General features: G+C 52.5%; 19 protein-coding genes, 1 rRNA gene and 1 riboswitch. Of the genes, 7 read left to right on the top strand and 13 right to left on the bottom strand.

What is annotated here, in order from left to right:
- The 3 genes from OGV75_RS04315 to btuB all read right to left on the bottom strand — a co-directional run.
- Nucleotides 1-454: ribosomal RNA gene (locus tag OGV75_RS04315) — 16S ribosomal RNA — on the bottom strand; the annotation flags it as partial.
- A 375-nt stretch (nt 455-829) separates the two neighbouring features.
- Nucleotides 830-1681, bottom strand: a complete 852-nt coding sequence (gene murI / locus OGV75_RS04320) for a glutamate racemase (protein ID WP_016157938.1) — start codon at nt 1679-1681, stop codon at nt 830-832.
- Nucleotides 1626-3482, bottom strand: a complete 1857-nt coding sequence (gene btuB / locus OGV75_RS04325) for a TonB-dependent vitamin B12 receptor BtuB (RefSeq protein WP_046276417.1) — start codon at nt 3480-3482, stop codon at nt 1626-1628. The genes murI and btuB overlap by 56 nt, the downstream gene beginning before the upstream one ends.
- A gap of 65 nt (nt 3483-3547) precedes the next feature.
- Nucleotides 3548-3734: riboswitch (cobalamin riboswitch) on the bottom strand.
- A gap of 115 nt (nt 3735-3849) precedes the next feature.
- Here btuB and trmA point away from each other — a divergent pair.
- Nucleotides 3850-4950 (top strand): tRNA (uridine(54)-C5)-methyltransferase TrmA, encoded by a 1101-nt coding sequence (gene trmA, locus OGV75_RS04330; protein WP_019077891.1) that lies wholly within the window; start codon nt 3850-3852, stop codon nt 4948-4950.
- A 45-nt stretch (nt 4951-4995) separates the two neighbouring features.
- On the opposite strand, the gene OGV75_RS04335 is transcribed toward trmA, so the two are convergent.
- Nucleotides 4996-5355: a YijD family membrane protein gene (locus OGV75_RS04335; RefSeq protein WP_016155292.1), complete on the bottom strand. Its 360-nt coding sequence runs from the start codon at nt 5353-5355 to the stop codon at nt 4996-4998.
- Nucleotides 5356-5370: 15 nt separating this feature from the next.
- Nucleotides 5371-6006: an HTH-type transcriptional repressor FabR gene (gene fabR / locus OGV75_RS04340; RefSeq protein ID WP_003028862.1), complete on the bottom strand. Its 636-nt coding sequence runs from the start codon at nt 6004-6006 to the stop codon at nt 5371-5373.
- A gap of 191 nt (nt 6007-6197) precedes the next feature.
- On the opposite strand from fabR, the gene sthA reads away from it, so the two are divergent.
- Nucleotides 6198-7598, top strand: coding sequence for a Si-specific NAD(P)(+) transhydrogenase (sthA, locus tag OGV75_RS04345; RefSeq protein WP_016155291.1), 1401 nt, complete (start codon nt 6198-6200; stop codon nt 7596-7598).
- On the opposite strand, the gene oxyR is transcribed toward sthA, so the two are convergent.
- Nucleotides 7581-8498: a DNA-binding transcriptional regulator OxyR gene (gene oxyR / locus OGV75_RS04350; RefSeq protein ID WP_095715371.1), complete on the bottom strand. Its 918-nt coding sequence runs from the start codon at nt 8496-8498 to the stop codon at nt 7581-7583. The two genes, sthA and oxyR, sit on opposite strands and share 18 nt — an antisense overlap.
- Nucleotides 8499-8980: 482 nt before the next feature.
- On the opposite strand from oxyR, the gene OGV75_RS04355 reads away from it, so the two are divergent.
- Nucleotides 8981-11152, top strand: a complete 2172-nt coding sequence (locus tag OGV75_RS04355) for a ricin-type beta-trefoil lectin domain protein (protein ID WP_286480386.1) — start codon at nt 8981-8983, stop codon at nt 11150-11152.
- Nucleotides 11153-11216: 64 nt separating this feature from the next.
- On the opposite strand, the gene argH is transcribed toward OGV75_RS04355, so the two are convergent.
- From argH to argC, 3 genes are all read right to left on the bottom strand, one after another.
- Nucleotides 11217-12590: an argininosuccinate lyase gene (argH, locus tag OGV75_RS04360; RefSeq protein WP_046276416.1), complete on the bottom strand. Its 1374-nt coding sequence runs from the start codon at nt 12588-12590 to the stop codon at nt 11217-11219.
- A gap of 116 nt (nt 12591-12706) precedes the next feature.
- The gene (argB, locus tag OGV75_RS04365) at nt 12707-13480 is read right to left on the bottom strand and encodes an acetylglutamate kinase (RefSeq protein WP_016155288.1); all 774 of its coding nucleotides are present in this window, start codon (nt 13478-13480) and stop codon (nt 12707-12709) included.
- A gap of 10 nt (nt 13481-13490) precedes the next feature.
- Nucleotides 13491-14495, bottom strand: coding sequence for an N-acetyl-gamma-glutamyl-phosphate reductase (argC, locus tag OGV75_RS04370; RefSeq protein ID WP_016155287.1), 1005 nt, complete (start codon nt 14493-14495; stop codon nt 13491-13493).
- Nucleotides 14496-14650: 155 nt separating this feature from the next.
- Here argC and argE point away from each other — a divergent pair, with 155 nt between their 5' ends.
- The 4 genes from argE to OGV75_RS04390 all read left to right on the top strand — a co-directional run bounded on the left by argE (nt 14651) and on the right by OGV75_RS04390 (nt 21697).
- Nucleotides 14651-15802: an acetylornithine deacetylase gene (gene argE / locus OGV75_RS04375; RefSeq protein WP_016155286.1), complete on the top strand. Its 1152-nt coding sequence runs from the start codon at nt 14651-14653 to the stop codon at nt 15800-15802.
- A gap of 343 nt (nt 15803-16145) precedes the next feature.
- Complete coding sequence (ppc, locus tag OGV75_RS04380; RefSeq protein WP_016157932.1) at nt 16146-18797, top strand: phosphoenolpyruvate carboxylase; 2652 nt, start codon at nt 16146-16148, stop codon at nt 18795-18797.
- A gap of 219 nt (nt 18798-19016) precedes the next feature.
- On the top strand, nt 19017-20750 hold the full coding sequence (locus OGV75_RS04385) for a phosphoethanolamine transferase CptA (RefSeq protein ID WP_080859914.1): 1734 nt from the start codon (nt 19017-19019) through the stop codon (nt 20748-20750).
- An 86-nt stretch (nt 20751-20836) separates the two neighbouring features.
- Nucleotides 20837-21697 carry a helix-turn-helix transcriptional regulator gene (locus tag OGV75_RS04390; protein WP_286480405.1) on the top strand — a complete coding sequence of 287 codons (861 nt, stop codon included), beginning with the start codon at nt 20837-20839 and terminating at the stop codon, nt 21695-21697.
- On the opposite strand, the gene OGV75_RS04395 is transcribed toward OGV75_RS04390, so the two are convergent.
- The 4 genes from OGV75_RS04395 to OGV75_RS04410 all read right to left on the bottom strand — a co-directional run bounded on the left by OGV75_RS04395 (nt 21684) and on the right by OGV75_RS04410 (nt 25605).
- On the bottom strand, nt 21684-22040 hold the full coding sequence (locus OGV75_RS04395; protein WP_016155282.1) for a PTS fructose-like transporter subunit IIB: 357 nt from the start codon (nt 22038-22040) through the stop codon (nt 21684-21686). The genes OGV75_RS04390 and OGV75_RS04395 overlap by 14 nt on opposite strands.
- 1 nt (nt 22041) lies before the next feature.
- Nucleotides 22042-22920 (bottom strand): [formate-C-acetyltransferase]-activating enzyme, encoded by an 879-nt coding sequence (locus tag OGV75_RS04400; RefSeq protein WP_046276410.1) that lies wholly within the window; start codon nt 22918-22920, stop codon nt 22042-22044.
- Nucleotides 22886-25183, bottom strand: coding sequence for a formate C-acetyltransferase (locus OGV75_RS04405; protein ID WP_200014336.1), 2298 nt, complete (start codon nt 25181-25183; stop codon nt 22886-22888). The genes OGV75_RS04400 and OGV75_RS04405 overlap by 35 nt, the downstream gene beginning before the upstream one ends.
- A gap of 101 nt (nt 25184-25284) precedes the next feature.
- Nucleotides 25285-25605: a PTS fructose-like transporter subunit IIB gene (locus OGV75_RS04410; RefSeq protein WP_016155279.1), complete on the bottom strand. Its 321-nt coding sequence runs from the start codon at nt 25603-25605 to the stop codon at nt 25285-25287.
- Between the last annotated feature and the right edge of the window lie 3 nt (nt 25606-25608).

Below are 25608 nucleotides of genomic sequence, written 5' to 3' on the forward strand. Positions count from 1 at the left end.
CCTTCCTCCTCGCTGAAAGTACTTTACAACCCGAAGGCCTTCTTCATACACGCGGCATGGCTGCATCAGGCTTGCGCCCATTGTGCAATATTCCCCACTGCTGCCTCCCGTAGGAGTCTGGACCGTGTCTCAGTTCCAGTGTGGCTGGTCATCCTCTCAGACCAGCTAGGGATCGTCGCCTAGGTGAGCCGTTACCCCACCTACTAGCTAATCCCATCTGGGCACATCCGATGGCAAGAGGCCCGAAGGTCCCCCTCTTTGGTCTTGCGACGTTATGCGGTATTAGCTACCGTTTCCAGTAGTTATCCCCCTCCATCGGGCAGTTTCCCAGACATTACTCACCCGTCCGCCACTCGTCACCCAAGGAGCAAGCTCCTCTGTGCTACCGTTCGACTTGCATGTGTTAGGCCTGCCGCCAGCGTTCAATCTGAGCCATGATCAAACTCTTCAATTTAAGTTTGATGCTCGTGAATTAAACTTCGTAATGAATTACGTGTTCACTCAGAGACTTGGTATTCATTTTTCGTCTTGCGACGTTAAGAATCCGTATCTTCGAGTGCCCACACAGATTGTCTGATAAATTGTTAAAGAGCGGTTGCGACGCGCTTTAGCGCTCTGTCGCGAGGTTCCGTATATTACGTTTTCCTCATTCAGAGTCAAGCATTTATTTTTGCTTTTCTCTGCGAGATCCTCAGTGGAACCCCGCTGACCCGGCGGCGTGTAATCCGTTGTTCCGTGTCAGTGGAGGCGCATTATAGGGAGTTATTTCAGGCTGACAAGGGGAAATTTAAAATAATCTTCCGAGTGCCTACTTTTCCACCAAAACAGCCTAAACAGCCAGTTTTTCGAGCGTCTTAAAGCCATAACGCTGCAGCACGGGCAATAATTGTTCGGCTTCTGCCGTCATTGCCATGCAGAATGCGACATTCTCATCAGTTGATTTCGCGTCTGGCGCTTCATGTTCTAATAACCAGGCCGTACGACGCGCAATCGCGGCACCAGAATCTACTAGCCGCGTCCCCTCAGGCAGGACCTGTAAAAGTTCTTCCCGTAATAGAGGGAAATGGGTGCATCCGAGCACCACCGTGTCAGGTGGTTCCGACATCCGCAGCCAAGGGCGCAGGACACGACGCAGTTCTTCCAGAGAAACGGTTTCACCGTGCAGCTTCGCTTCCGCCAGTTCCACCAGTTCAGCGGAACCCAGCATCGCTATCTGACATTCGTTAGCAAACCGTGCAATCAACTCATGGGTATATGAACGCTTCACCGTTGCACGCGTAGCCAGCAGTCCCACCACACCATTCGCCGTGAGTCGCGCCGCCGGTTTAATAGCAGGCACCACGCCCACAACCGGAAAGGCAAATTTCTCACGTAATGCAGGGAGCGATACCGTGCTTGCTGTATTACACGCGATGACCGCAAGAGAGAGGGGATAGCGCTGCTGGACCGCAGTCACAATCTCAACAACACGTTCGACGATAAACTCCTCGCTCTTCTCTCCATAAGGAAAGGCGACGTTGTCGAAAGCGTATATATAGTGGAGATCCGGCAGAAGACGCCGGATCTCGTCATAGACCGACAACCCACCGACGCCGGAATCAAACACCAGCACAGTGGGGCGCGGATCAGAAAGTGTAGCTGCCAGACAAGGTGTATTCCCGTCCTGCAGTTGCGTAGCCATAAACTGTCTCGTAATCTTTATCGAACAGGTTGGCGATTTTACCACGAACTGTCAGCTGTGAGGTGATTGGATATGACACACCAAGATCCCACAGGCTAACCCCACCCATTTTTACATCTCTCTTATTGTCGTAGTCGTTATCGTAACGCTCGCCGAGGTACTGATACATTACATTCCAGCCGAGTTCAAAGATTTGCCCGGTCAGCTCATACTTTACCTGCTGCTTAGCACGGCGATAGAGAACCTTATTAGTTTCATCATCACGCGGATCGACATATTGCAGCGTCAGGTGGTGATCTACCGGACCAGTGGTGATATTTCCAGTCCACTCCAGACCTTTAATGGTGGCTGACTTCAGATTGACGTACTGGTTATCTTTATAATCGATCAGGTTTTGAACTTTATAATGATATGCAGAAAGACGCCAATCCAGCGGCCCGGTCAGTCCATCAATACCGGCCTCCCACTGCCTGGATTCTTCCGGCTTCAGATTTGGGTTGGCGGCAATGCCAGGCCCATAAGACGATGCAAAACGCGTCGCGCCATATTGCTGCCCAAGGGACGGCGCCAGGAAACCCGTGCCATAGGAGAGAGTCGCCCGATAGCCATCAACAAACTCCCAGCCCGCAGCGGTCTGCCATGTCCCATGCCAGCCGAACTGCTCATCATGATCTTCACGGCCAGAAGCTTCCAGCGTGACGCTATCGATTTGCTGCTGCCCGGTCAGGTAGAGTCCGGTGGTATCACGTTTGTAAGTATCGGCCTTCGTTGTACTGCTGGAGGTCAGCTTTTCCTGTTTCCAGTCAACCCCGCCGTTAACCGCCCCGTGCCCAACTTCAACACTATTACCCCACTGAATATAACGTTGCTCCATGTTATCCAGCGAGGCATCCCCCGCATACCGACCGAGCTCGTTGCTGTAGTTGTAATCTTTCAGGTGCTGATAATTGGCGATCAGCTGAGAAGAATAGATGCCAGAACTGTATTGCAGGCCAGTATCCCAGGATTGAGTGTAATTCTGAGCTTCATCATTGCCGCCAACATAGCCATATGAACCCTGATCGTAATCGCTATTCGCCGTATAGCCATAGCCGCGAAAGAACCCAGAGACGTTATCGTTAAACTTATGCTGTACGCCTCCCCAGAACAGCTTGTTGCGGTAGCCGTCCCGGTCACTGTCACCGCGATAGGGAGAGTCAGGCTGAATGTTAAAGCCCCTGGTCGTCTCATATGCCCCGGCAGCCGTTACGATCGTATCGCCAAACCTTTTATTTATGATGCCATCATAGGTCTGGTAACCATCCGTTCCCATACCGGCATTGATCTGCGATTTATCGTCATTGCTCATCGTAATGATATTGACGACGCCGCCAATCGCGCCGGAGCCGTACACCGCTGAACGCGGTCCGCGAATGTATTCAATGCGCTGCACCAACGATACCGGGAGCTGGCCAATATCAATAGCGTTACTAATGCCCGCCCGTGCCATCGGCACACCATCAATCAGTACCAGGACATGCCGCGCTTCGGTGCCGCGAACATACAGAGAGGAACTTTTTCCCATTCCGCCGCTCTGTGAGATATCTACCCCAGGAAGACGGCGCATCACGTCATTAAGATCTTTTGACTGCCAGCGCTGAATATCTTCGCGGGTAACAATATCCGTTGGCGCAAGCACGGTATTTACCGGTTGTTGAAAACGGTTAGCGGTAACGACAAGGGTATCCGGGCCTGAATCCTGCGCCCAACCAGAAAATGCCGTGACGGAGAGCGCCGTCAGCAGCGAAGCTTTTTTAATCATTGTAAAGCATCCACAATATAAGAAGGATGCCGCAGGTCCCACCGATAGTACGCGATGATGAAAACCAGATGCGACGTTAGCCGGCAGGTCTTCGGGCTTGGAGGCAACTTAAAGAGATGATGACTTCCCACGGCAAGCCGCAGTGTCTGCACCAGGTGCGCTCATCCCCTACCTTCCTTACCGCTGCGCGTCAGCTCCAGATTCACACTGGATTCCCTTTTAACTCACAGGACCGGAAAACGGATGCTACAGTTTGTTACAACCTGGTGTCCAGACCGCGCATCACAATATCGGAAATCATCAATGACTGGACATCTGTTGAGCAATCCCTACAATCCCCGCGTACTTTTATTTTTCAGGACGCATCATGACCCCCGAACACCTTCCGACAGAACAGTACGACGCCCAGTTAGCTGAAAAAGTAGTGCGTCTGCAGAGCTTAATGACGCCATTTTATGCACAGGCTCCGGAAGTGTTTCGCTCGCCGGTCAGCCACTACCGTATGCGCGCGGAATTTCGTCTGTGGCATGACGGGGATGATCTGTACCACATCATGTTCGACAGCCAGACCAAAAGCCGTATCCGCGTCGACAGTTTCCCGGCGGCCAGCGAGCTTATCAACACGCTGATGACGGCAATGATCGACGGTGTTCGCAACAACCACGTCCTGCGCCACAAACTGTTCCAGATTGATTACCTCACTACCCTGAGCGATCAGGCGGTGGTATCGATGCTGTACCATAAAAAGCTGGATGATGAATGGCGTCAGGAAGCTGAAGCGCTGCGGGATGCGTTACGGGCGCAAAACCTGAACGTGCATCTGATTGGCCGGGCAACCAAAACCAAAATCGAGCTGGACCAGGATTACATTGACGAACGCTTGCCGGTTGCGGGTAAAGAGATTATCTACCGCCAGGTTGAGAACAGCTTCACCCAGCCGAATGCCGCCATGAATATTCAGATGCTGGAATGGGCGATTGATGTCACCAGGGGATCAAAAGGCGACCTGCTTGAGCTGTACTGCGGCAATGGCAATTTCTCGTTAGCCCTCGCACAAAACTTCAACCGCGTGCTGGCCACTGAAATCGCTAAACCGTCCGTGGCTGCTGCGCAATACAACATTGCGGCTAACCATATTGATAACGTACAAATTATCCGCATGGCGGCCGAAGAGTTTACTCAGGCGATGAACGGGGTTCGCGAGTTCAACCGTTTGCAGGGAATCGATCTGAAGAGTTACCAGTGTGAAACCATTTTCGTTGACCCACCGCGCAGCGGTCTGGACAGCGAAACAGAGAAAATGGTGCAGGCGTACCCGCGAATTCTGTACATCTCCTGTAACCCGGAGACATTGTGTAAGAACCTGGAAACGTTAAGCCAGACGCACAATGTTTCACGCCTGGCTCTGTTCGATCAGTTCCCGTATACGCACCATATGGAGTGCGGAGTATTACTGACCGCCAAGTAAATGATGTCCTGGCCGGGGGCGCTTCGCTTGCCCGGCCTACAAATATTACTCCACGATTTCCTGTCTACGGTTACGCACTTTAAAGCCGATCCAGAACACCAGAATCACAGACAGAACCGCTGGGAAGAAGTTTGAGCCAATATCCGGATATTCAGCGCGCACCACAGTGCTGTACAACAGAACGCCGAGAATAAAACAGGCGGCGGCCAGGCCCGGTAACCCCACAGGCATCGTACGATTTTGATAGCGTTGATGCAGACAATAAACCGTCAGCACCAGCGAAATAATTGGGAATACTGAGAATGGCACAATGGAGCTAAACAGCGCCGCAAATGTGCCATTGATCGATAAGCCAGCAACCAGCGCCAGCAGCAGCGTACCTTTATCTTGACCTGACTGTTTCATTGCTCGTCCTTCTCGTTACTCGGAGTGATGCGTCATCTTCTCTTGTTCACGGCGGTACCAATAAAATGCGCCCTTCGCGATCATGCGCAGTTGCAATACCAGCCGTTCTTCCAGCTGTCGACGCTGCTCGGCGCCAACATCCAGTGCTTCTGCCCCGGCGCTGAACACAATGGTGACCATGGCTTCGGCCTGCGCTTCAGTAAACGCACGAGGCATATGGTTTTCGAGTTCGAGATAGTCCGCAAGTTCCGCAATGAAGTGCTGAATTTCACGAGCGACCGCTGCGCGAAACGCCGCGGAGGTTCCCGAACGCTCGCGCAATAATAAACGGAAGGCGTTGGGATTGTTGCCGATGAACTCCATAAATGTTGAGACCGAGGTGCGGATCACACTCCCGCCCTTCGCGATACGCTGACGCGCCTGACGCATCAACTGACGCAGCATCAAACCACTCTCATCCACCATCGTCAGGCCGAGTTCATCCACATCGCGGAAATGGCGATAAAACGAGGTTGGCGCAATGCCCGCTTCACGAGCGACTTCGCGTAAACTGAGGCTGGCAAAACTACGCTCAGCGCTGAGTTGACTAAATGCGGCTTCTACCAGCGAACGCCGGGTTTTTTCTTTTTGTTGCGCTCTAACGCCCATCACGATGTCTGAATCCTTCCACATATCTTGCTGGCACTATACCAGAGATTAGGCGGTTGGCATGGCTTTGTGAATGATTGTTTACGCGCAGTTTGTGCTTCGAGTTCGCAAAAAAGCACAACGATAATTGGGTTATCCCGACAACGATGTTACTATTCTGTTGCTTTTATGTATAAGAACAGGTAAGCCTGACCATGTCACATTCCTACGATTACGATGCAATAGTAATAGGTTCCGGTCCCGGCGGCGAAGGCGCTGCAATGGGTCTGGTTAAGCAAGGAGCGCGCGTCGCGGTGATTGAGCGCTATCATAACGTCGGCGGAGGCTGTACCCACTGGGGGACCATCCCGTCGAAAGCCCTCCGCCACGCCGTCAGCCGTATTATTGAATTCAATCAGAACCCACTTTACAGCGACCACTCCCGACTCCTTCGTTCTTCTTTCGCCGATATTCTCAACCACGCTGATAACGTTATTAATCAGCAAACGCGTATGCGGCAAGGATTTTACGAGCGCAACCACTGTGAAATTTTGCAGGGAAATGCCCGTTTTGTTGATGAACACACACTCGCCCTTGAATGCCACGACGGCACGGTGGAAACGCTGACCGCGGATAAGTTCATCATCGCCTGTGGTTCACGCCCCTATCATCCGGTAGATGTCGACTTTTCCCATCCCCGGGTTTATGACAGCGACTCTATCCTGAGCCTGCACCATGAACCCCGCCATGTTTTGATTTATGGCGCGGGAGTAATTGGCTGCGAATATGCGTCGATCTTCCGTGGAATGGACGTCAAAGTCGATTTAATCAACACTCGCGATCGCCTGCTTGCGTTCCTCGATCAAGAGATGTCCGACTCGCTCTCTTACCACTTCTGGAACAGCGGTGTGGTCATTCGCCACAACGAAGAGTACGAGAAGATTGAAGGTTGCGATGACGGCGTCATCATGCATCTGAAATCCGGTAAGAAACTGAAAGCCGACTGCCTGTTGTACGCCAATGGCCGTACCGGGAATACCGATTCGCTGGCGCTGGAAAATATTGGGCTGAAAACCGACAGCCGCGGACAGTTGAAGGTCAACAGCATGTACCAGACGGCGCTGCCGCACGTGTATGCCGTAGGAGATGTGATCGGCTATCCGAGTCTGGCATCGGCGGCCTACGATCAGGGACGCATTGCCGCCCAGGCATTGGTAAAAGGCGAAGCTACCGCGCATCTGATCGAAGATATCCCGACCGGAATTTATACCATTCCGGAAATCAGCTCCGTCGGGAAAACCGAGCAGCAGCTCACGGCCATGAAAGTTCCATACGAGGTTGGCCGCGCCCAGTTTAAACATCTGGCACGTGCGCAAATCGTGGGTATGAGTGTCGGAACGCTGAAGATCCTGTTCCATCGCGAAACGAAAGAGATTCTGGGGATCCACTGCTTTGGGGAACGCGCGGCCGAAATTATTCACATCGGTCAGGCGATAATGGAGCAAAAAGGTGGTGGTAACACCATCGAATACTTCGTTAACACCACCTTTAACTATCCAACCATGGCGGAAGCCTATCGGGTAGCAGCGCTAAATGGCTTAAACCGCCTGTTTTAACGCTCTGTCGAAATGGCCATCCATTGACCCACGGATGGCCTCTGCCAGCTGTTCATAACGGCTGCGCAGCGGCGAACCTGGACGATACACCAGGCCAATCGTACGGCGCGGTTCAGGCTTGATGCAGGGCAGATAGACAACGCCATCACGCTTACGCTCCGGCGGCACGGCCAGCGCAGGCAGTAAGGTAATACCGCTGCCTGCCGCCACCATGTTACGCAGCGTTTCCAGACTGGTCGCCCGGAAATGGGTATCCTCATCGGCACCCGCTTCAAAGCAGAAGCCCATCGCCTGATCGCGCAGGCAGTGGCCATCCTCTAGCATCAGCAGTTTCTCACCCGCCAGATCGGACATCGGCACACAGTCGCGGTTTGCCCATGGGTGATCTTCATAGATCGCCAGCAGCATAGGCTCATCAAATAACGGTACTTCGATGAACGCCTCACTCTCTTTCACCAGCGCCAGAATGACGCAGTCGAGCTTACCGCTATCCAGTTGCGCCAACAGCTGATGCGTCTGCGCCTCATGGAGATACATTTCCAGTTTTGGGAAGGTCTGGTGCAACATAGGAATAATATGCGGCAGCAGGTATGGCCCCACCGTTGGGATCAAACCAATATGCAGCGGTCCAGACATTGTCTCGCCTTGTTGGCTTGCCATCTCCTTGAGCACTTTGACCTCGCGCAGCACGGTGCGCGCCTGATCCACCAGCAGTAAACCTGCCTGAGTGAACAGCACTTTGCGACTCGTACGCTCCAGCAGCATGACACCAAGCTCATCTTCCAGCTTGCGGATCTGTCCGCTCAGCGTTGGCTGACTAACGTGACAGGAGTCTGCCGCTCGTCGGAAGTGACGATGTTCGGCTAGCGCCACCAGGTATTCAAGATCACGAATATTCATTATTCATCCTCCATCGCCACGATAGTTCGTAGCGATAGGTAGAATAGCAACGAACGATTATCCCTATCAAGCTTTCTGTTTAATAATGCACCACAGAAACGGAACGGTACCCCTTTAACCCTTGAAGCTACTGTCCGTTTTGAGAGTTTCTCTCATACTCGAAATAACTAAAGCCAACGTGAACTTTTGCGGACCTTGAGTCCGCATTTTTTTTGCGCCCGGCGCGAATACATTCAAAAAAATATATACAAAATATAAATTACATATTCCCATCAGATTATTTAAATTAAAACCATATTAAATTAAAATAATCAAAAACATTTTGTATCATTTATATATTTGACGCCCTATCAGGTTCATAAATAATAACCGCGCGATATTCAATATATGGCAAATCGCAAGAACACTCGTTTCTTCGCCACTCTAATTATTTAGAGTATATTCACCCATATTTTTCTAATATTTATCGAATGGAATCTTTTATGAAACTCAATACTATTTCGCGATATTTTCTCGCGGCAGGCCTGATGTCGTGCGCCGCAAACGCATTCGCCCTGGAAGCCTGGAACGGTCAGGCAGGTGGAAACACCATTGAAGTTATTTTTGACAGTAAAGTTTATAGTAACCGCTGGTATGTAAATGCCGATAATTGCCCACAGGGCGCGTCAGCTGAAAACTGGGATAATCCGTGGAATTACGTGCGCGATGCCACAAAAGCGGAAATCGATCAATATGGCAACCCAACCACTTGTGAATCCGGGAGCGCCACGCCTGTTGCCCACGACGCATTCAGCGCAGAAAAAGATTATGCCAAAGATGATATTGTCGCTTATAAGGATGTGACATATGAAGCGTCCAGGCCCATTCCGGCTTATTCCTTTACCCCAGGTGCCGACAATCCGTGGAAACACTATACGCCAGTATCCGACTGGCGTTCCAGCCAGGTTTACAACAAAGGGGATGAGGTCAAAGTTGACGGACAGTCTTATGAAGCACTGTACTATACCGTTGGCGATAACCCTTCTATTGCAGGTAACCAGAACCCGACCGGCACCAATGGCCGTCCGTGGAAACCGTTAGGCCCAACGGTCGAATTCACCCAGGAACAATTTAATAATGCCCCACAGATCAACTCCATTGCGCTTTACGAACCTGGCAAACTGGCGGTGTACAAAGGGATACCTTATGTCGCTCAGACGAAAGTCAAAGGCGTTATGCCGTATGATAAAAACCCATGGGCGATTTATACCAACTGGACTGGCACCAAAGAGCGCGTAGGGACGCCGAAGAATCCATGGCCTGCCCACGTTTATGCACCATACGTCGACTTTAGCCTGAACAGCATTCCGGATCTGGCGAAACTGGCGAAAGAGCAAAACATTACCCACTTTACCATGGCGTTTGTCGTCGCGAAAAGCGGCGAGCAGTGCATCCCAACCTGGGGTACGGCCTATAATCTGCAGGATTACTCACAGTACAGCAAAATAAAAGCGCTGCGTGAAGCCGGTGGCGATGTGATGGTTTCCATTGGCGGAGCGAATAACTCCCCGCTGGCGGCTGCCTGTAAGAATGTGAAAGATCTGCAAAAACTCTACTACGACATTGTTGATAACCTGAACCTGAACGTGCTGGATTTTGACATCGAAGGCACATGGGTGGCCGATCAGGATTCCATCGATCGCCGCAACCAGGCAGTAAAAGAGGTTCAGGCTCAGTGGAAAGAGGAAGGTCGCAAAGTCGGGATCTGGTACACCCTGCCAATTCTGCCGACCGGTCTGACGGCTGAAGGTCTGTATGTGCTGGAAAATGCGCGCCATGTCGGCGTTGAGCTGGCTGGTATTAACGTAATGACCATGGACTACGGTAATGCCGTCTGCCAGTCAGACGGTACCGAAGGGCAGAACATCCACGGTAAATGCGCCACGTCCGCCATCGACAACATGTTCACCCAGTTGAAAAAAATCTGGCCAGAGAAATCTGACAAAGAGATCAACGCCATGATGGGCACCACCCCGATGATCGGTTACAACGATGTACAGGGCGAAGTGTTCTATCTGTCCGATGCGAAACTGGTGATGGACGACGCGAAAAAACGCAACCTCGGCATGATTGGCGCGTGGTCAATGGCACGCGATCAGCCGAGCGTGGCGAAGCAGGTCAGCCCGGAGCACAGCGGTATGACCGCACAGCAGGCACCGATGTACGCATACAGCCAGGTATTTGCGCCGTTTACTCACGCAGATGAAAAAGAGGTCGTCACCGGTGTTTATAAATCACGGAAAAACAACCTCTGCCTGGATGTCAAAAACGGTCAAATCCGGAATGGCGATCGTTTGTTCACCTATGCTTGCTCCGGCTCCAACAACCAGACCTTTAAATTTGATGCCCGTGAACGTCTGGTAATTGGCAATAGCCAGAGCTGCCTGGATATTCAAAACGGTTATAATGTTGAAGGCAGAAATATTATTTCTTACACCTGCCACACCCCGACTGATACCAACAAAAATCAGACATGGACCTGGCAAAACAACAAGTTCGTCTCACAGAAGGAAGGCACGCAACGTTGTATGACGGTGGGTAACGACGGTTATGTCACCTTAAGTACCTGCACCGACAATAACGTCGCGCAGGAATTTGAGATTTATCGTCCGTAAACTGCTATCCAGAATAGAAACATGACAAGGCCATCCCTCAGGATGGCCTCTTTTATTACCGACGTTAAATCAGCCGCGCCTTCGCGTAGTCGATCGCCTGCGCCACCTGCTGTGGCGACACGCCGCCTTTCGCCGCACGTTTATCCAGGCACGATTGCAACGAGAGGATCGGATAAACGTCATCGCCAATCACCTGACTGAACTTTTGTAAGTCAGCAAGCGACAGCGCTTCCAGCGGTTTGCCCTGACGAATCGCCTCGACCACCGTCTCACCCACAATATGGTGTGCTTCGCGGAACGGGACGCCTTTTGCTACCAGATAATCCGCCAACTCGGTGGCGTTAGCATAACCCTGCTGCGCCGCTTCCTGACAACGCGGACGTTTCACCTGAATGCCATCCAGCACCAGCGCAGCCATATGCAGACAGTCCAGCCAGGTGTCGAGCGCATCGAACAGCCCTTCTTTGTCTTCCTGCATATCTTTATTGTATGCCAACGGGAGACCTTTTAAGGTCATCATCATGCCGGTCAGCGCACCCTGCACGCGACCGCATTTGCCACGGATCAGCTCCAGCGCATCCGGGTTTTTCTTCTGCGGCATCAGAGATGAACCCGAAGTTACACGATCGGACAGCTCGACAAAGCCCGCTTCGCCGGTATTAAAGAAAATCAGGTCTTCAGCAAAACGCGACAGGTGCACCATGCCGATAGAAGCGTTGGAGAGTAACTCCAGCACGTGGTCACGGTCAGAAACACTGTCCAGACTGTTACGCGTCGCCGAGGCAAAGCCCAGCCAACCGGCCAGCTGCTCGCGATCGATTTCATACGCCGTACCCGCCAGCGCGCCGCAGCCCAGTGGACTGACGTCCAGACGCTTGAGCGAATCCTGCAGACGGCTCTCGTCACGCGCCAACATTTCGACATAGGCCAGACACCAATGAGCAAACGTCACCGGCTGCGCACGTTGCAGGTGGGTGTAACCCGGCATGACGGCGTCCTGGTTATTCTCTGCCGTCACCACCAGCGCACTTTGCAGCTGACGGTTGGCCGACAGTAATTCAATAACCGTGTCTTTACACCACAGTTTAAGATCGGTCGCGACCTGGTCATTACGGCTACGTCCGGTATGCAGTTTTTTACCAAGCTGGCCGACTTTATCAATCAGCTTACCTTCCACCCAGCTATGAATATCTTCGGCATCGCTTTGCAGGATCTGCTGCGGATTAACGCGAACCTCTTCCAGCAGAGTGTTCAGCGCCTCTTCCAATTGCAGTTGTTCATCGGCAGTCAGTACGCCGACCGTTACCAGCGCTTTAGACCAGGCCACAGAGCCGACAATATCCTGTTCTGCCAGGCGGTAGTCAAAACGCAACGAGTCGTTGAACTGTTTGAACCGCTGATCTGCTGCCTGTGTAAAACGCCCACCCCAAAGTGCCATAACTTGCTTCCTTAATATCTTGAATTTCAACGCCGGATGGCGCTTAGCTTATCCGGCGTACAGGTTCGGTTCACGTAGGCCCGATAAGGCGTAACCGCCATCGGGTACAAAATAGTTTACGCTAAAATCCGCGTGCCAATTGGCATGCCGTTAAACAGCGCCGGAAGTTGCTCGGCATGACGCCAGGAGGCAATATCCACAGGGCGACCCAGCGTGCGCGCGGCATCCAGCGCCGCATTGACCTTCACGATCATGCCGTCAGTAATAATACCTTGTTCAATCAGTTGTTCCGCTTTCGCGGCGGTCATTTCGGCAATACGCTGGCCTTTACCATCCAGAATACCGCTTACGTCAGAGAGCAGGATCAGATCCGCACCCAGCGTTGCCGCCAGCGCCGTTGCCGCCTGATCGGCATTAACGTTCATCAGCAGTCCGTCTTCAGTAACACCAATAGAGCTAACTACCGGCAGAAAACCGCCTTCCAGCAGTGTGTTAATCAGCTTAGGCGAACCCGGCTGCGCCAGTCCAACATGACCCAGCGCTTTATCGAGCGGCGTCACTTTTACGCTATCGCCATCACCAAGATACAGACCCACGGATGCGATGTGATGCTTTTTCGCCCAGGCCAGTAAGGTTTTATTCGCTGTTCCCGCCAGGGCGCCGGTAATAATGTCAATTTGATCGGCTGGCGTGACGCGCAGACCATTTTTCTTTTTCACCGGCAGGTTCAGCTGCTTCATCAGATCGTCAACCACGCAGCCGCCACCGTGCACAATGACCAGCGGTCGCTGATGTGACTCACGATAATTCACCAGTGCGGTAAACAGACGCTCCAGCGCCTCTTCGCTATCCAGTAAAACGCCGCCCAGCTTGATAATTAATGGATTCATCGTTGCACCCTTAAATAAGAGACTGCGTTTCAGCAAAGCCAAAACGAATATTTGCGCACTGCATCGCCTGTGCCGCCGCGCCTTTCAATAAGTTGTCTTCAGTTGCCACCACGATCAGGTGCTCACCCTGTACGGCAAACCCGATATCACAGAACGGTAAGCCAACCACGTTCTTCAGCGCCGGAACGCCTTTGTCATACAGACGCACCAGTGGCTTATCGCCATACGCCTGTTGCAACGTTTGAGCCACCTGCGCATGGGTTACGCCCGCTTGCAAACGGCAGGTGATGGTTTCCAGAATTCCGCGCGGGAAGTTGCCCAGATGCGGGGTGAAGATCACCTCCGCACCAAGGTGAGTAGCGATTTCCGGCTGATGGCGATGGGTAAACACGCCATACGGCTGCAGGCTCACCTCACAAAAGCTGTTGGAAATAGCCGCCTTACGTCCCGCGCCGCTCACGCCGCTGGTGGCGTTAATTACCGGCCACTGGCTGAGATCCAGCAGCCCGGCATCAATCAGTGGTTTCAGCGACAGCTGCGCCGCCGTCGGGTAGCAACCCGGCACGGCAATCAGATTCGCGTCTTTCAGTTGGTCTGCGCTCCACTCCGCCAGTCCATAAACCGCCTGCTCCAGCAGGTCGGGATGCTGATGGGTAAAGCCGTAATATTTTTCATAGAACGCGCCGTCGTTTACGCGAAACGCGCCCGAGAGGTCAAACACCACGCATCCGGCCTGCAAAAACTGCGGGGCCAGGTCATGGCTCACCTCATGTGCCGTTGCGAGGAACACAACGTCCACCCCTGCGCTAAACTCGCTGATATCTGACATTGGCTGTAACGGTAAATCGACAATGCCTTTCAACTGCGGATGCAAATCGGAGATTAATTTTCCTGCATCATTGCTTTGCGCTGAGACGGTCAAAGCGGTTATGGTCATATCAGGATGGCGATTTACATAGGTCACAAGCTCTGCGCCGGCATAGCCACTGGCGCCCACAATCAGCGTATTCAACATCGGGGCTGCTCACCTTCTTAGATTCTGTTGCCAGATATAAGCCTTTATCACCTCACCTTACACTTGGTGGGTTTTATTACGCTCAACGTTAATGTATTTTTATTCACAAATACTGCATGAATATTGATACTATCATGACCCGAGGTGTGTCAACAATGAAAAACAATTTACCGCCATTTATCGAGATATACCGCGCTCTGATTGCCATGCCGTCGATTAGCGCCACCGAAGAAGCGCTCGACCAAAGTAATGCAGGTTTAATCACTCTGCTGGCGGGCTGGTTCAAAGATTTGGGCTTTAATGTGGAGGTCCAGCCGGTTCCCGACACGCGCAATAAATTCAATATGCTGGCAAGCATTGGACAGGGAGCCGGTGGTTTGTTGTTGGCGGGCCATACCGATACCGTCCCCTTTGACGACGGACGCTGGACGCGCGATCCGTTCACCCTGACCGAGCATGACAATAAGCTCTATGGTCTGGGTACGGCAGATATGAAAGGCTTCTTCGCCTTTATCCTCGACGCGCTGCGTGACGTCGACGTCACTCAACTGAAAAAGCCCCTGTACATTCTGGCCACTGCCGATGAAGAGACCAGCATGGCGGGAGCGCGTTATTTCTCTGAAACCACCGCTTTACGCCCGGACTGCGCGATCATTGGCGAACCCACTTCTCTACAACCGGTCCGCGCGCACAAAGGTCATATCTCTAATGCGATTCGCATTTTGGGACAATCGGGTCACTCGAGCGATCCGGCTCGTGGCGTGAATGCCATTGAACTGATGCATGATGCCATCGGTCATATCATGAATCTGCGCGATGACCTGAAAGAGCGCTATCACCATGATGCTTTTACCGTCCCGTATCCGACGTTAAATTTGGGTCACATCCACGGCGGCGACGCCGCTAACCGAATCTGCGCCTGCTGCGAGCTGCATATGGATATTCGCCCACTGCCCGGCATGACGCTTAACGATCTCAATGGTTTACTTAACGACGCGCTGGCCCCGGTCAGCGAGCGCTGGCCGGGTCGCCTGACGGTGTCGGAGCTGCACCCGCCAATTCCAGGCTATGAGTGCCCACCGGATCATCAACTGGTACAAGTGGTTGAGAAACTGCTGGGCGCACAGACAGAAGTGGTGAACTACTGCACCGAAGCGCCGTTTATCCAGACGCTTTGCCCGACGCTGGTGTTAGGGCCTGGCTCCATTAATCAGGCGCATCAGCCGGATGAGTATCTGGAAACTCGTTTTATTAAGCCAACCCGCGAATTGATCACCCAGGTTGTGCATCATTTCTGCTGGCATTAACCGCTTATCGCCTCGCTAACCCTTTAGTGGTAAGCGAGGTAATTTATTAACATTTCCATAAGCAAAGCTTATTTGATTCGATGTGAATTAAATAACGTAAATTCCCGTCATTTTTTCGTTTGCTGAACCGATTTCGCAGCAATTGACGTCACGACTTTTACGTGGCTTTATAAAAGACGGCTAACAAACAAAGTCCGAGAGATTTCGTGTCACAGCAAGGCGGCAAGCGAGCTCATACCAGGAGCTTACATAAGTAAGTGACCGGGTGGGCAAGCGCAGCCAACGCCGATGTCGCGCGAAAGATACAGGACGCATAAATTAAAGATGGGGTGTCTGGGTTAATATGAACGAACAATATTCCGCGTTGCGTAGTAATGTCAGTATGCTCGGCAAAGTGCTGGGGGAGACCATCAAGGATGCGCTGGGAGAGAACATTCTTGACCGCGTAGAAACAATCCGTAAGTTGTCCAAATCATCCCGCGCCGGCAATGAAGTCAATCGCCAGGAGCTGCTCACTACGCTGCAAAACCTGTCTAACGACGAGCTGCTGCCGGTTGCCCGCGCGTTTAGCCAGTTTCTGAACCTGGCCAACACCGCCGAGCAGTACCACAGCATTTCGCCAAAAGGCGAAGCAGCCAGCAACCCGGAAGTGATTGCTCGCACTCTGCGTAAACTGAAAGAGCAGCCCAACCTCGATGAAGCCACCATCAAAAAAGCCGTCGAATCTCTCTCCCTGGAGCTGGTTCTCACCGCCCACCCAACCGAGATCACCCGCCGTACTCTGATCCATAAAATGGGTGAAGTGAACGCCTGTCTCAAGCAACTTGATAACAAAGACCTCGTCGATTACGAGCGCCATCAGCTGATGCGCCGTCTGCGCCAGTTGATTGCCCAGTCCTGGCATACGGATGAAATCCGCAAGCTGCGCCCAAGCCCGGTTGATGAAGCCAAATGGGGCTTCGCGGTGGTTGAAAATAGCCTGTGGGAAGGCGTACCAAATTATCTGCGCGAGCTGAACGAACAACTGGAAGAGCATCTGGGCTATAAGCTGCCCGTTGATTTTGTCCCGGTTCGCTTTACCTCCTGGATGGGCGGCGACCGCGATGGCAACCCGAACGTAACGGCGGATATCACCCGTCACGTGCTGCTACTCAGCCGCTGGAAAGCGACCGATCTGTTCCTGAAAGACATTCAGTTTCTGATTTCTGAGCTGTCGATGGTGGATGCCACACCGGAACTGTTGGCGCTGGTGGGCGAAGAAGGCGCAGCAGAACCTTACCGTTATCTGATGAAAACCCTGCGTTCACGTCTGATGGCAACCCAGGCCTGGCTGGAAGCCCGTCTGAAAGGCGAGAAATTACCGAAACCTGCGGGACTTCTCACCCAAAACGAACAGCTCTGGGACCCGCTATATGCGTGCTATCAGTCTCTGCAGGCCTGTGGCATGGGCATTATCGCCAATGGCGAATTGCTCGACACCCTACGCCGCGTGAAATGTTTCGGCGTACCGCTGGTACGTATTGATATTCGTCAGGAAAGCACCCGTCACACTGAAGCCCTTGGCGAACTGACCCGTTATCTGGGCATTGGCGACTACGAAAACTGGTCGGAAGCGGATAAACAGGCTTTCCTGATCCGCGAGCTGAACTCCAAGCGTCCGCTGCTCCCACGTAACTGGGAGCCGAGCAACGACACCCGCGAAGTGCTCGACACCTGCCGGGTCATTGCCGAAGCCCCGTATGGCTCTATTGCCGCCTATGTTATCTCAATGGCGAAAACACCATCGGATGTACTGGCCGTACATCTGCTACTGAAAGAAGCCGGTATCGGTTTTGCTATGCCGGTTGCCCCGCTGTTTGAAACGCTGGACGACCTCAACAACGCCGATGACGTCATGTCCCAGCTCCTGAACATTGACTGGTACCGTGGCTTTATTCAGGGCAAACAGATGGTCATGATTGGCTACTCTGACTCCGCAAAAGATGCAGGCGTGATGGCGGCCTCCTGGGCGCAATATCAGGCGCAGGACGCGTTGATCAAAACCTGCGAAAAAGCCGGTATCGAACTGACGCTGTTCCACGGTCGCGGTGGCTCCATTGGTCGCGGCGGCGCGCCTGCGCATGCGGCGCTGCTTTCTCAACCACCAGGCAGCCTGAAAGGCGGTCTGCGCGTGACAGAACAAGGGGAGATGATCCGCTTTAAGTACGGCCTGCCGGAAGTGACCATCAGCAGCCTGTCGCTGTATACCGCAGCAATTCTGGAGGCCAACCTGTTACCGCCGCCAGAGCCGAAAGATAACTGGCGTCATATCATGGATGAGCTTTCCGATATTTCCTGTGAGCTCTATCGTGGATATGTACGTGAAAACAAAGACTTCGTCCCTTACTTCCGCTCCGCAACGCCAGAGCAGGAACTGGGTAAATTACCGCTCGGCTCACGTCCGGCAAAACGTCGCCCAACCGGCGGGGTAGAGTCTCTGCGCGCCATTCCGTGGATTTTTGCCTGGACGCAGAACCGCCTGATGCTCCCGGCATGGCTGGGTGCAGGCACCGCACTGCAAAAAGTGGTTGAAGACGGTAAGCAAAGCGAACTCGAAGCAATGTGCCGCGACTGGCCATTCTTCTCCACACGTCTTGGCATGCTGGAAATGGTTTTCGCCAAAGCAGATCTGTGGCTGGCAGAATACTACGATCAGCGCCTGGTCAAAAAAGAGCTGTGGCCGCTGGGTGAAGAGCTGCGTCAGCGCCTGGAAGCCGATATCGATGTCGTGCTGGCGATTGCCAACGACTCACATTTGATGGCCGACCTGCCGTGGATTGCCGAGTCCATTCAGTTAAGAAATATTTATACTGACCCGCTGAATGTCTTACAGGCTGAGCTGTTACACCGCTCACGCCTGGCGGAAGAGCAAGGCAATGCACCGGATCCGCGCGTTGAACAAGCGCTGATGGTGACAATCGCTGGTGTCGCAGCCGGCATGCGTAATACAGGCTAACGTCCCCCCTCGTCCCCCCTCGTCGCCTTCGTGCTATTGTACGAAGGCGACAACAAAAACTGCTGTCATAACCGCTTCTTTTTCAATATATTCCCGCCTGAATATATTCACATTGTGAATATATCAACAGCAAAACACGATCCTAAGATCTTGATGCTTAAGTTCCTCTTAATATTAAGTCGCTACTCTTGGCGCTACGATTAAAGACAGGCTCACATTATGCAATCCTTACAACTCCAGTCTAAACCTAAATTTAGCTGGAAAGCCCTGGGTTGGGCGCTCCTCTATTTTTGGTTTTTTTCCTCATTACTGCAGGGCGTTATCTATTTTAGCGGCTACAGCGGTTCTACAGGTTTACGCGACTCCTTGCTATTCAGTTCGCTGTGGTTGATCCCGGTATTTTTATTTCCAAACCGTATCCGCATTATTGCTGCCGTCATTGGCGTGGTGCTATGGGCAGCCTCGCTGGCTGCTCTGAGCTATTACGTCATCTACGGACAAGAGTTCTCGCAAAGCGTTCTGTACGTGATGTTTGAAACCAATGCGAACGAAGCCAGCGAATATCTCAGCCAGTATTTCAGCCTAAAAATTGTTCTTATCGCCCTGGCCTATACAGCTATCGCTATTCTGCTGTGGACGCGTCTGCGCCCTGTTCATATTCCATCGCCCTGGCGCTATCTGGTGTCGTTTGCGTTGTTGTACGGTTTGATTCTGCATCCGATAGCCGTTAACACTTTCATCAAACACAAGCCGTTTGAAAAAACGTTGGATGGTCTCGCCTCACGTATGGAGCCCGCCGCACCGTGGCAATTCATCTCCGGGTATTATCAGTACCGTCAGCAGTTGACCTCACTCAATAGCCTGCTGAATGAGAACAATGCCCTGCCGCCACTGGCTAACTTTAAAGATAACTCCGGCGATGCTCCACGTACGCTGGTGCTGGTCATTGGCGAGTCAACGCAGCGTGGTCGCATGAGCCTGTATGGTTACCCGCGCGAAACGACGCCAGAACTGGATGCCTTGCATAAATCCGATCCTAACTTCACCGTATTCAATAATGTCGTGACCTCACGTCCGTACACCATTGAAATCCTGCAGCAGGCGCTGACCTTCGCCAACGAGAAGAATCCGGACCTGTACCTGACTCAACCGTCTCTGATGAATATGATGAAACAGGCAGGTTATAAAACCTTCTGGATCACCAATCAGCAGACGATGACGGCTCGCAACACCATGCTGACCGTGTTCTCTAAGCAGACGGATAAGCAGTTCTATATGAATCAGCAGCGTACGCAAAGTGCGCGCGAATATGACAGCAATGTGCTGGCGCCATTTAAAGAAGTACTGGCCGACCCGGCACCGAAAAAGTTCATCATCGTGCACCTGCTGGGTACGCATATTAAGTACAAATTCCGCTATCCGGATGGTCAGGGTAAATTCGATAACAATGTCGACAACGTTCCCCCCGGCCTGGATGATGATCAGCTGGAAGCATACAACGATTACGACAGCGCGAATGTCTACAATGACCATATCATTGCCACTCTGATCAAAGACTATAAAGCGACCGATCCGAACGGCTTCCTGCTCTACTTCTCCGATCACGGGGAGGAGGTATACGATACGCCACCGCATAAAACGCAGGGTCGTAATGAAGACAACCCGACGCGCCATATGTATACGGTACCGTTCCTGCTGTGGACCTCTGAAAAATGGCAGGCTGCACACCCGCGTGACTTCTCACAGGATGTGAATCGTAAATACAGCAGCTCAGAGCTTATCCACACCTGGTCTGATTTAGCGGGATTCACCTACGACGGTTTCGATCCGACCCGATCCATTACCAGCCCGCAGTTCAAAGAGACGACCCGCTGGATTGGCAATCCGTACAAAAAGAATGCCCTGATTGATTACGATAGCCTGCCGTACGGCGATCAAATCGGTAATCAGTAATACTCGTATCGGCCACTCTTAAAGAGTGGCCTTTTTTTATGATGGCGGTTACTGTTTCCCCTGTCTGCTGCCTGCAAGGGATTAACATGTATCACGACGTCAGCCATCTTCTCTCCCGCCTGATTAACGGCCCCACGCCGCTGCGACAGGTTTATTTTGCCAGCACCAGTAGCTCAACGCCGGAGCTGGCGTATCAGGTCGATTTTCCCCGGCTGGAAATTGTGCTGGAAGGTGAGTTCACCGATAACGGAGTTACTGGCGCATCCGCGACGTTACTGCCTTGCGATGTGCTATTCGTTCCGGCTGGCGGCTGGAACTTTCCGCAGTGGCTCACACCGGTCACCACGCTCAGCATTCTGTTCGGCAAACAGCAACTGGGTTTCAGCATCGTCCAGTGGGACGGCAAGCAGTATCAAAATCTTACCCGCCAGCACGTCGCGCGGCGTGGGCCACGAATTGGCTCTTTCTTGCTGCAAACGCTCAATGAAATGCAGATGCAACCGCAGGAGCAACAAACCGCCAGGCTAATCGTTGCGAGCTTACTGAGCCACTGCCGCGATCTGCTGGGCAGCCAGATCCAGACCGCATCACGCAGTCAGGCGCTTTTCGAAGCCATTCGCGACTATATTGATGAACGCTACGCTTCGCCGCTCACCCGAGAATCCGTCGCGCAGGCGTTTTACATCTCACCTAATTACCTCTCCCACCTGTTTCAAAAAACGGGCTCTATCGGGTTTAACGAATACCTGAATCACACGCGACTGGAACACGCGAAAACGCTGCTGAAGGGTTATGAGCTGAAGATCAAAGAAGTGGCGCACACCTGTGGGTTTGTTGACAGCAACTATTTCTGCCGCCTGTTTCGCAAAAATACCGAACGTTCGCCGTCAGAATATCGTCGGCAATACCACAGCCAGCTGACGGAGATAAAAGCTAATCCAAAGTAAGATGTGTGTGCTGTGGCGCAGAAAGCAGCTTTCGCACGGCGCTCATCACCCGCTGCGGCTCACGCAGAAATGCGCTAATGCCCGACTGGACGTATCGGCTCTGCGTAAATCGCTCTGCTCCTGCCAGTTCAATATCGGTAATGAGCAACACCGCATCAGCACGGTTAATATCCTCTTCCGTCAGGCGATTTTCGGTACCCAACGCGCCCTGAGTTTCAATCTTGATGCTCCATTTCTCCTGCTGGCAGAGTTTCTCCAGCCGTTCAGCGGCCATATAAGTATGGGCCACGCCGCTTACGCACGCGGTGACAGCAACCAGATATCGTACAGGTGCGATGGCCATACTATCCTCCTACTGTTACCTGGAATCCGGCGCATTCTGCCATCTTACGTATAAAACCTATCTCTTGCGCCGACGGGACGGGCACTTCTTTCATCGACCAGGGTAATCCGAGCAGGTTGTATTTCGGTTCGCCATATTGATGAAACGGTAGCAGGTGTACCTGCTTTATGCCTAATGATGACAACAGCGTCAACGCCTGCTGCGTGTTCTCTACATTCATCGTAAAGCCCGGAATCAGCGGCAGGCGAGGAATGACATTAACCCCTTCAGCGACCATTAGTCGTAAATTCGCCAGCACGCGCGGCAGGTTCATATTAATGGTCTCACGCGCCAAATGGACATCCATAATTTTGAGGTCAAACAGCACCTCATCGCACTCTCTTGCCAGCGATAACAAACGACTGGCTGGCGCATCGCCAGCCGTTTCAATCGCGCAGCGAACATCCCATCGCCGCAGACGTTGCAGGAATCGTACGGCAAAGGGCGCTTGCATCAGCACTTCACCACCGGAAAGCGTCACTCCCCCGCCAGAGGTGCGAAAGAAAATATCATCTTTCATCACTTCACGTTCCAGCTCATCCAGTGAGATATCACGACCAATACGTTCAAACGCACCGGAGGGACACTCATCAGCATCACGTAGACAGGGTGTACAGTGCAGGCATTTACTCTCCCGCCGTACTGTTTCAATACGTGGGGAGAGAGATTCAGGGTTGGCGCACCACGGGCAGGTATGCGGACAACCTTTAAAAAAGACTACCGTACGAATACCTTGTCCATCATTCAGTGAGTAACGCTGAATATTAAATATACGCGCGACGTCCTCGCCACGTGGGTCAATAACCTCACAGCTGATGCGCGGTGCGGCGAATGATGTCATCCTGGATCTCCTTCGACAGCTCGACAAAGAAGGCGCTGTAACCCGCCACGCGCACCACCAGCCCGGCGAAATCTTGTGGGCGCAGCTGCGCTTCTCGCAATGTGTCGGCATTCACCACGTTAAACTGAATGTGCTGGAGCTTGAGCTGGGTAAATGCCCGCAGAAAATCCGCCAGCTTGCGTAAACCAGCCTCACCTTCCAGTGTGGCTGGCGTAAACTTCACGTTCAGCAAAGTCCCATTGGAAAGCAATGTGTTATCCAGCTTGCTGACCGATTTCAATACCGCTGTCGGCCCTTGCATATCCTGCCCCAGCATCGGCGACAGCCCCCCGTCCGCCAACTGTTCCCCGGCGAAGCGACCATCCGGTGTAGCTCCAACGACCGAACCCAGCGGCACGTGCGCAGAGACAGTATATGAACCCGGCGTAAATTGCCCGCCGCGTGGATTCTGGTATTTCTCTACCTCTTTGCAGTAATGACGCAGCAGTTCGGCGCTGATGTTATCTACATCATCAATATCGTTGCCGTATTTTTCGAAGCGGTTAATCAGCCTGGCGCGAATTTTCTCGCCTTCCGCGGTAGCAAAGTTGTCTTTTAGCACCGACAAAAGTTCGTCAAAAGTTAAGCGCTGTTGTTCAAATACCAGTCCATTGAGCGCATGCATCGAATCGCTCAGGTTCGCAATGCCGATCCCCTGTACGCCGGAGAAGTTATAACGCGCGCCGCCGTCGGTAATATCACACCCTTTATCCAGGCAATCGCTAATAAACGAGGAGAGCAGCGGCACCGGCGCCCAGTCGCGATGACCGATATCGCAGATATTACTGCCTTCGACCATCAACGTAATGTAGTGGCTGATTTTGGCACGAATATGCTTCAACAGGTCTTCGTACGTCAGCGCGCGATTGCCTTCGTTCTCATGCAGGCAGATTTCCATTACTTTCAGCAGATTAAACATGGCGATGTCGTGCAAACCGTATGTTCTGCCTGGAATAGACAGCTCGACACAGCCGACTACCGCGTAATCTCGCGCATCTTCCAGCGAGACGCCACGGTTAAGAAATGCAGGCACCACCACTTCATCATTAAAGATTTGCGGGATGCCGGTCCCGAGGCGAATGGTCTGTGCCGTTTTCATCAGGAACGGCGTATCGATCAACGCGTTCGTGCGCACACCGAGATTTGGTTGCGGCAGTTGTACGCTCTGATAAGCATCAAGACAGAGAAACGACAGTACGTTTACCGCACTACGACCATTTTCCGTCAATCCCCCAAGCAGTGCGGTGTAACCCGTTGGGAAGCCAGCGAAATAACGCGCGCTGCTGGTGGATCGCAGCAGTACAATGTCATTGCATTTCACCCATAGCGATTCAAGGATTTCTTTTAAGAATGCAGGATCTTCTCCCTGCGTCAGCGAGGTCTGATAAAACGGCAGCATATACTGGTCGAAGCGTCCGAGTGAGAGCGAACTGGCGTTGGACTCATATTGCAAAATAATGTTCATGTACCAGAACAGCTGACATGCTTGCCAGAAGGTTTGTGGCTTATGCTGGGCGTTATGGCGGGAGTTTTCTGCAATCGTCAGCAATTCCTGACGTCGCTGCGCATCCGGGCAGTTTTCCGCCATTTTTTCTGCCAGCAGGGCGTAACGCAGAATGTGGCTTTGCGAAGCCTCAAGCAGCAACAGAGCAGCCTGATAAAAGTGGTTATCCGGCTGCTGCAGACAATGCGCCCGCATCTGCGCTACCAGTTCGCCAAGCCCGAGATTCAACAGGCGTGGATAATCAATAATGATATGCCCCTGACCTTTATCCGTCTGGTTAACGCTAAAAATCTGCGTACGGACAGCGGCTTTTACCTCATCGGTCATCTGACCGTTGATGAAATCTTTCATCGACCGCTTTTCCCAGTACGGATACAGCACATCGCGATAAAGATGTTTATCCTCTTCGCTGATGTCAAAACGGTCCTGCGGACGGGTTGGAAACTGCTCCAGCTCGTTGAGCAGCCAGTAAGGATCCATTTCCGGTGACATTATGCCCGCCCGCGGTTTAACGGTACGGTTCCCAGCTATCAGTTCCTCATCACGAATCGATATTTCAACGTGCTCAAGAATATATGCGGTGGCTTTCGCCCGCCGCAGAATAACCGGCTCTCCCTCCGTCTGCTGGTGGCTGGCGGTATATAGCAGCGCACGCTCAAGCGAAATTTCGCGGTTATTCTGAAACAGAGCGTTTTTTAAACGTTGGATACGGTTAGTCATGAGGAACTCCTGTAGAAAAACTGATGCCAGATGGCGCTGTGCTTATCTGGCCTACGTATCAGTAGGCCGGATAAGTCGCCCCCCCTCCGGCAAACAAACCGTTATGCGGTTTGCGCAAGGTGTGCGCCAATCTTGTTCATGATGGCGTCGGCACGTTTCACTGCATCGCTGATGTTGACACGAACGATAGTTTTGCCCGCAAAACGCTCTTCAAACTTAATACCAATGTCTTTGGTCAGAATCACCATGTCGGCTTCTGCCACATCCGCCGCGGTCAGTTCGTTTTCCAGACCGATCGACCCCTGAGTCTCAACCTTTACTTCCCACCCCTTGGCTTTAGCGGCGCTTTCCAGCGCTTCGGCGGCCATATAGGTGTGGGCAACGCCAGAAGGACATGCAGTTACTGCGATAATCTTGGTCATGAC

It is taken from the genome of Citrobacter sp. Cb028, from assembly GCF_030336705.1.
Taxonomy (GTDB): domain Bacteria; phylum Pseudomonadota; class Gammaproteobacteria; order Enterobacterales; family Enterobacteriaceae; genus Citrobacter; species Citrobacter braakii.

Coding starts and splice junctions, on each gene's coding strand:
- murI (WP_016157938.1), bottom strand. CDS start 1,681: ATGGCTACGCAACTGCAGGACGGGAATACACCTTGTCTGGCAGCTACA.
- btuB (WP_046276417.1), bottom strand. CDS start 3,482: ATGATTAAAAAAGCTTCGCTGCTGACGGCGCTCTCCGTCACGGCATTT.
- trmA (WP_019077891.1), top strand. CDS start 3,850: ATGACCCCCGAACACCTTCCGACAGAACAGTACGACGCCCAGTTAGCT.
- OGV75_RS04335 (WP_016155292.1), bottom strand. CDS start 5,355: ATGAAACAGTCAGGTCAAGATAAAGGTACGCTGCTGCTGGCGCTGGTT.
- sthA (WP_016155291.1), top strand. CDS start 6,198: ATGTCACATTCCTACGATTACGATGCAATAGTAATAGGTTCCGGTCCC.
- oxyR (WP_095715371.1), bottom strand. CDS start 8,498: ATGAATATTCGTGATCTTGAATACCTGGTGGCGCTAGCCGAACATCGT.
- OGV75_RS04355 (WP_286480386.1), top strand. CDS start 8,981: ATGAAACTCAATACTATTTCGCGATATTTTCTCGCGGCAGGCCTGATG.
- argH (WP_046276416.1), bottom strand. CDS start 12,590: ATGGCACTTTGGGGTGGGCGTTTTACACAGGCAGCAGATCAGCGGTTC.
- argB (WP_016155288.1), bottom strand. CDS start 13,480: ATGAATCCATTAATTATCAAGCTGGGCGGCGTTTTACTGGATAGCGAA.
- argC (WP_016155287.1), bottom strand. CDS start 14,495: ATGTTGAATACGCTGATTGTGGGCGCCAGTGGCTATGCCGGCGCAGAG.
- argE (WP_016155286.1), top strand. CDS start 14,651: ATGAAAAACAATTTACCGCCATTTATCGAGATATACCGCGCTCTGATT.
- ppc (WP_016157932.1), top strand. CDS start 16,146: ATGAACGAACAATATTCCGCGTTGCGTAGTAATGTCAGTATGCTCGGC.
- OGV75_RS04385 (WP_080859914.1), top strand. CDS start 19,017: ATGCAATCCTTACAACTCCAGTCTAAACCTAAATTTAGCTGGAAAGCC.
- OGV75_RS04390 (WP_286480405.1), top strand. CDS start 20,837: ATGTATCACGACGTCAGCCATCTTCTCTCCCGCCTGATTAACGGCCCC.
- OGV75_RS04395 (WP_016155282.1), bottom strand. CDS start 22,040: ATGGCCATCGCACCTGTACGATATCTGGTTGCTGTCACCGCGTGCGTA.
- OGV75_RS04400 (WP_046276410.1), bottom strand. CDS start 22,920: ATGACATCATTCGCCGCACCGCGCATCAGCTGTGAGGTTATTGACCCA.
- OGV75_RS04405 (WP_200014336.1), bottom strand. CDS start 25,183: ATGACTAACCGTATCCAACGTTTAAAAAACGCTCTGTTTCAGAATAAC.
- OGV75_RS04410 (WP_016155279.1), bottom strand. CDS start 25,605: ATGACCAAGATTATCGCAGTAACTGCATGTCCTTCTGGCGTTGCCCAC.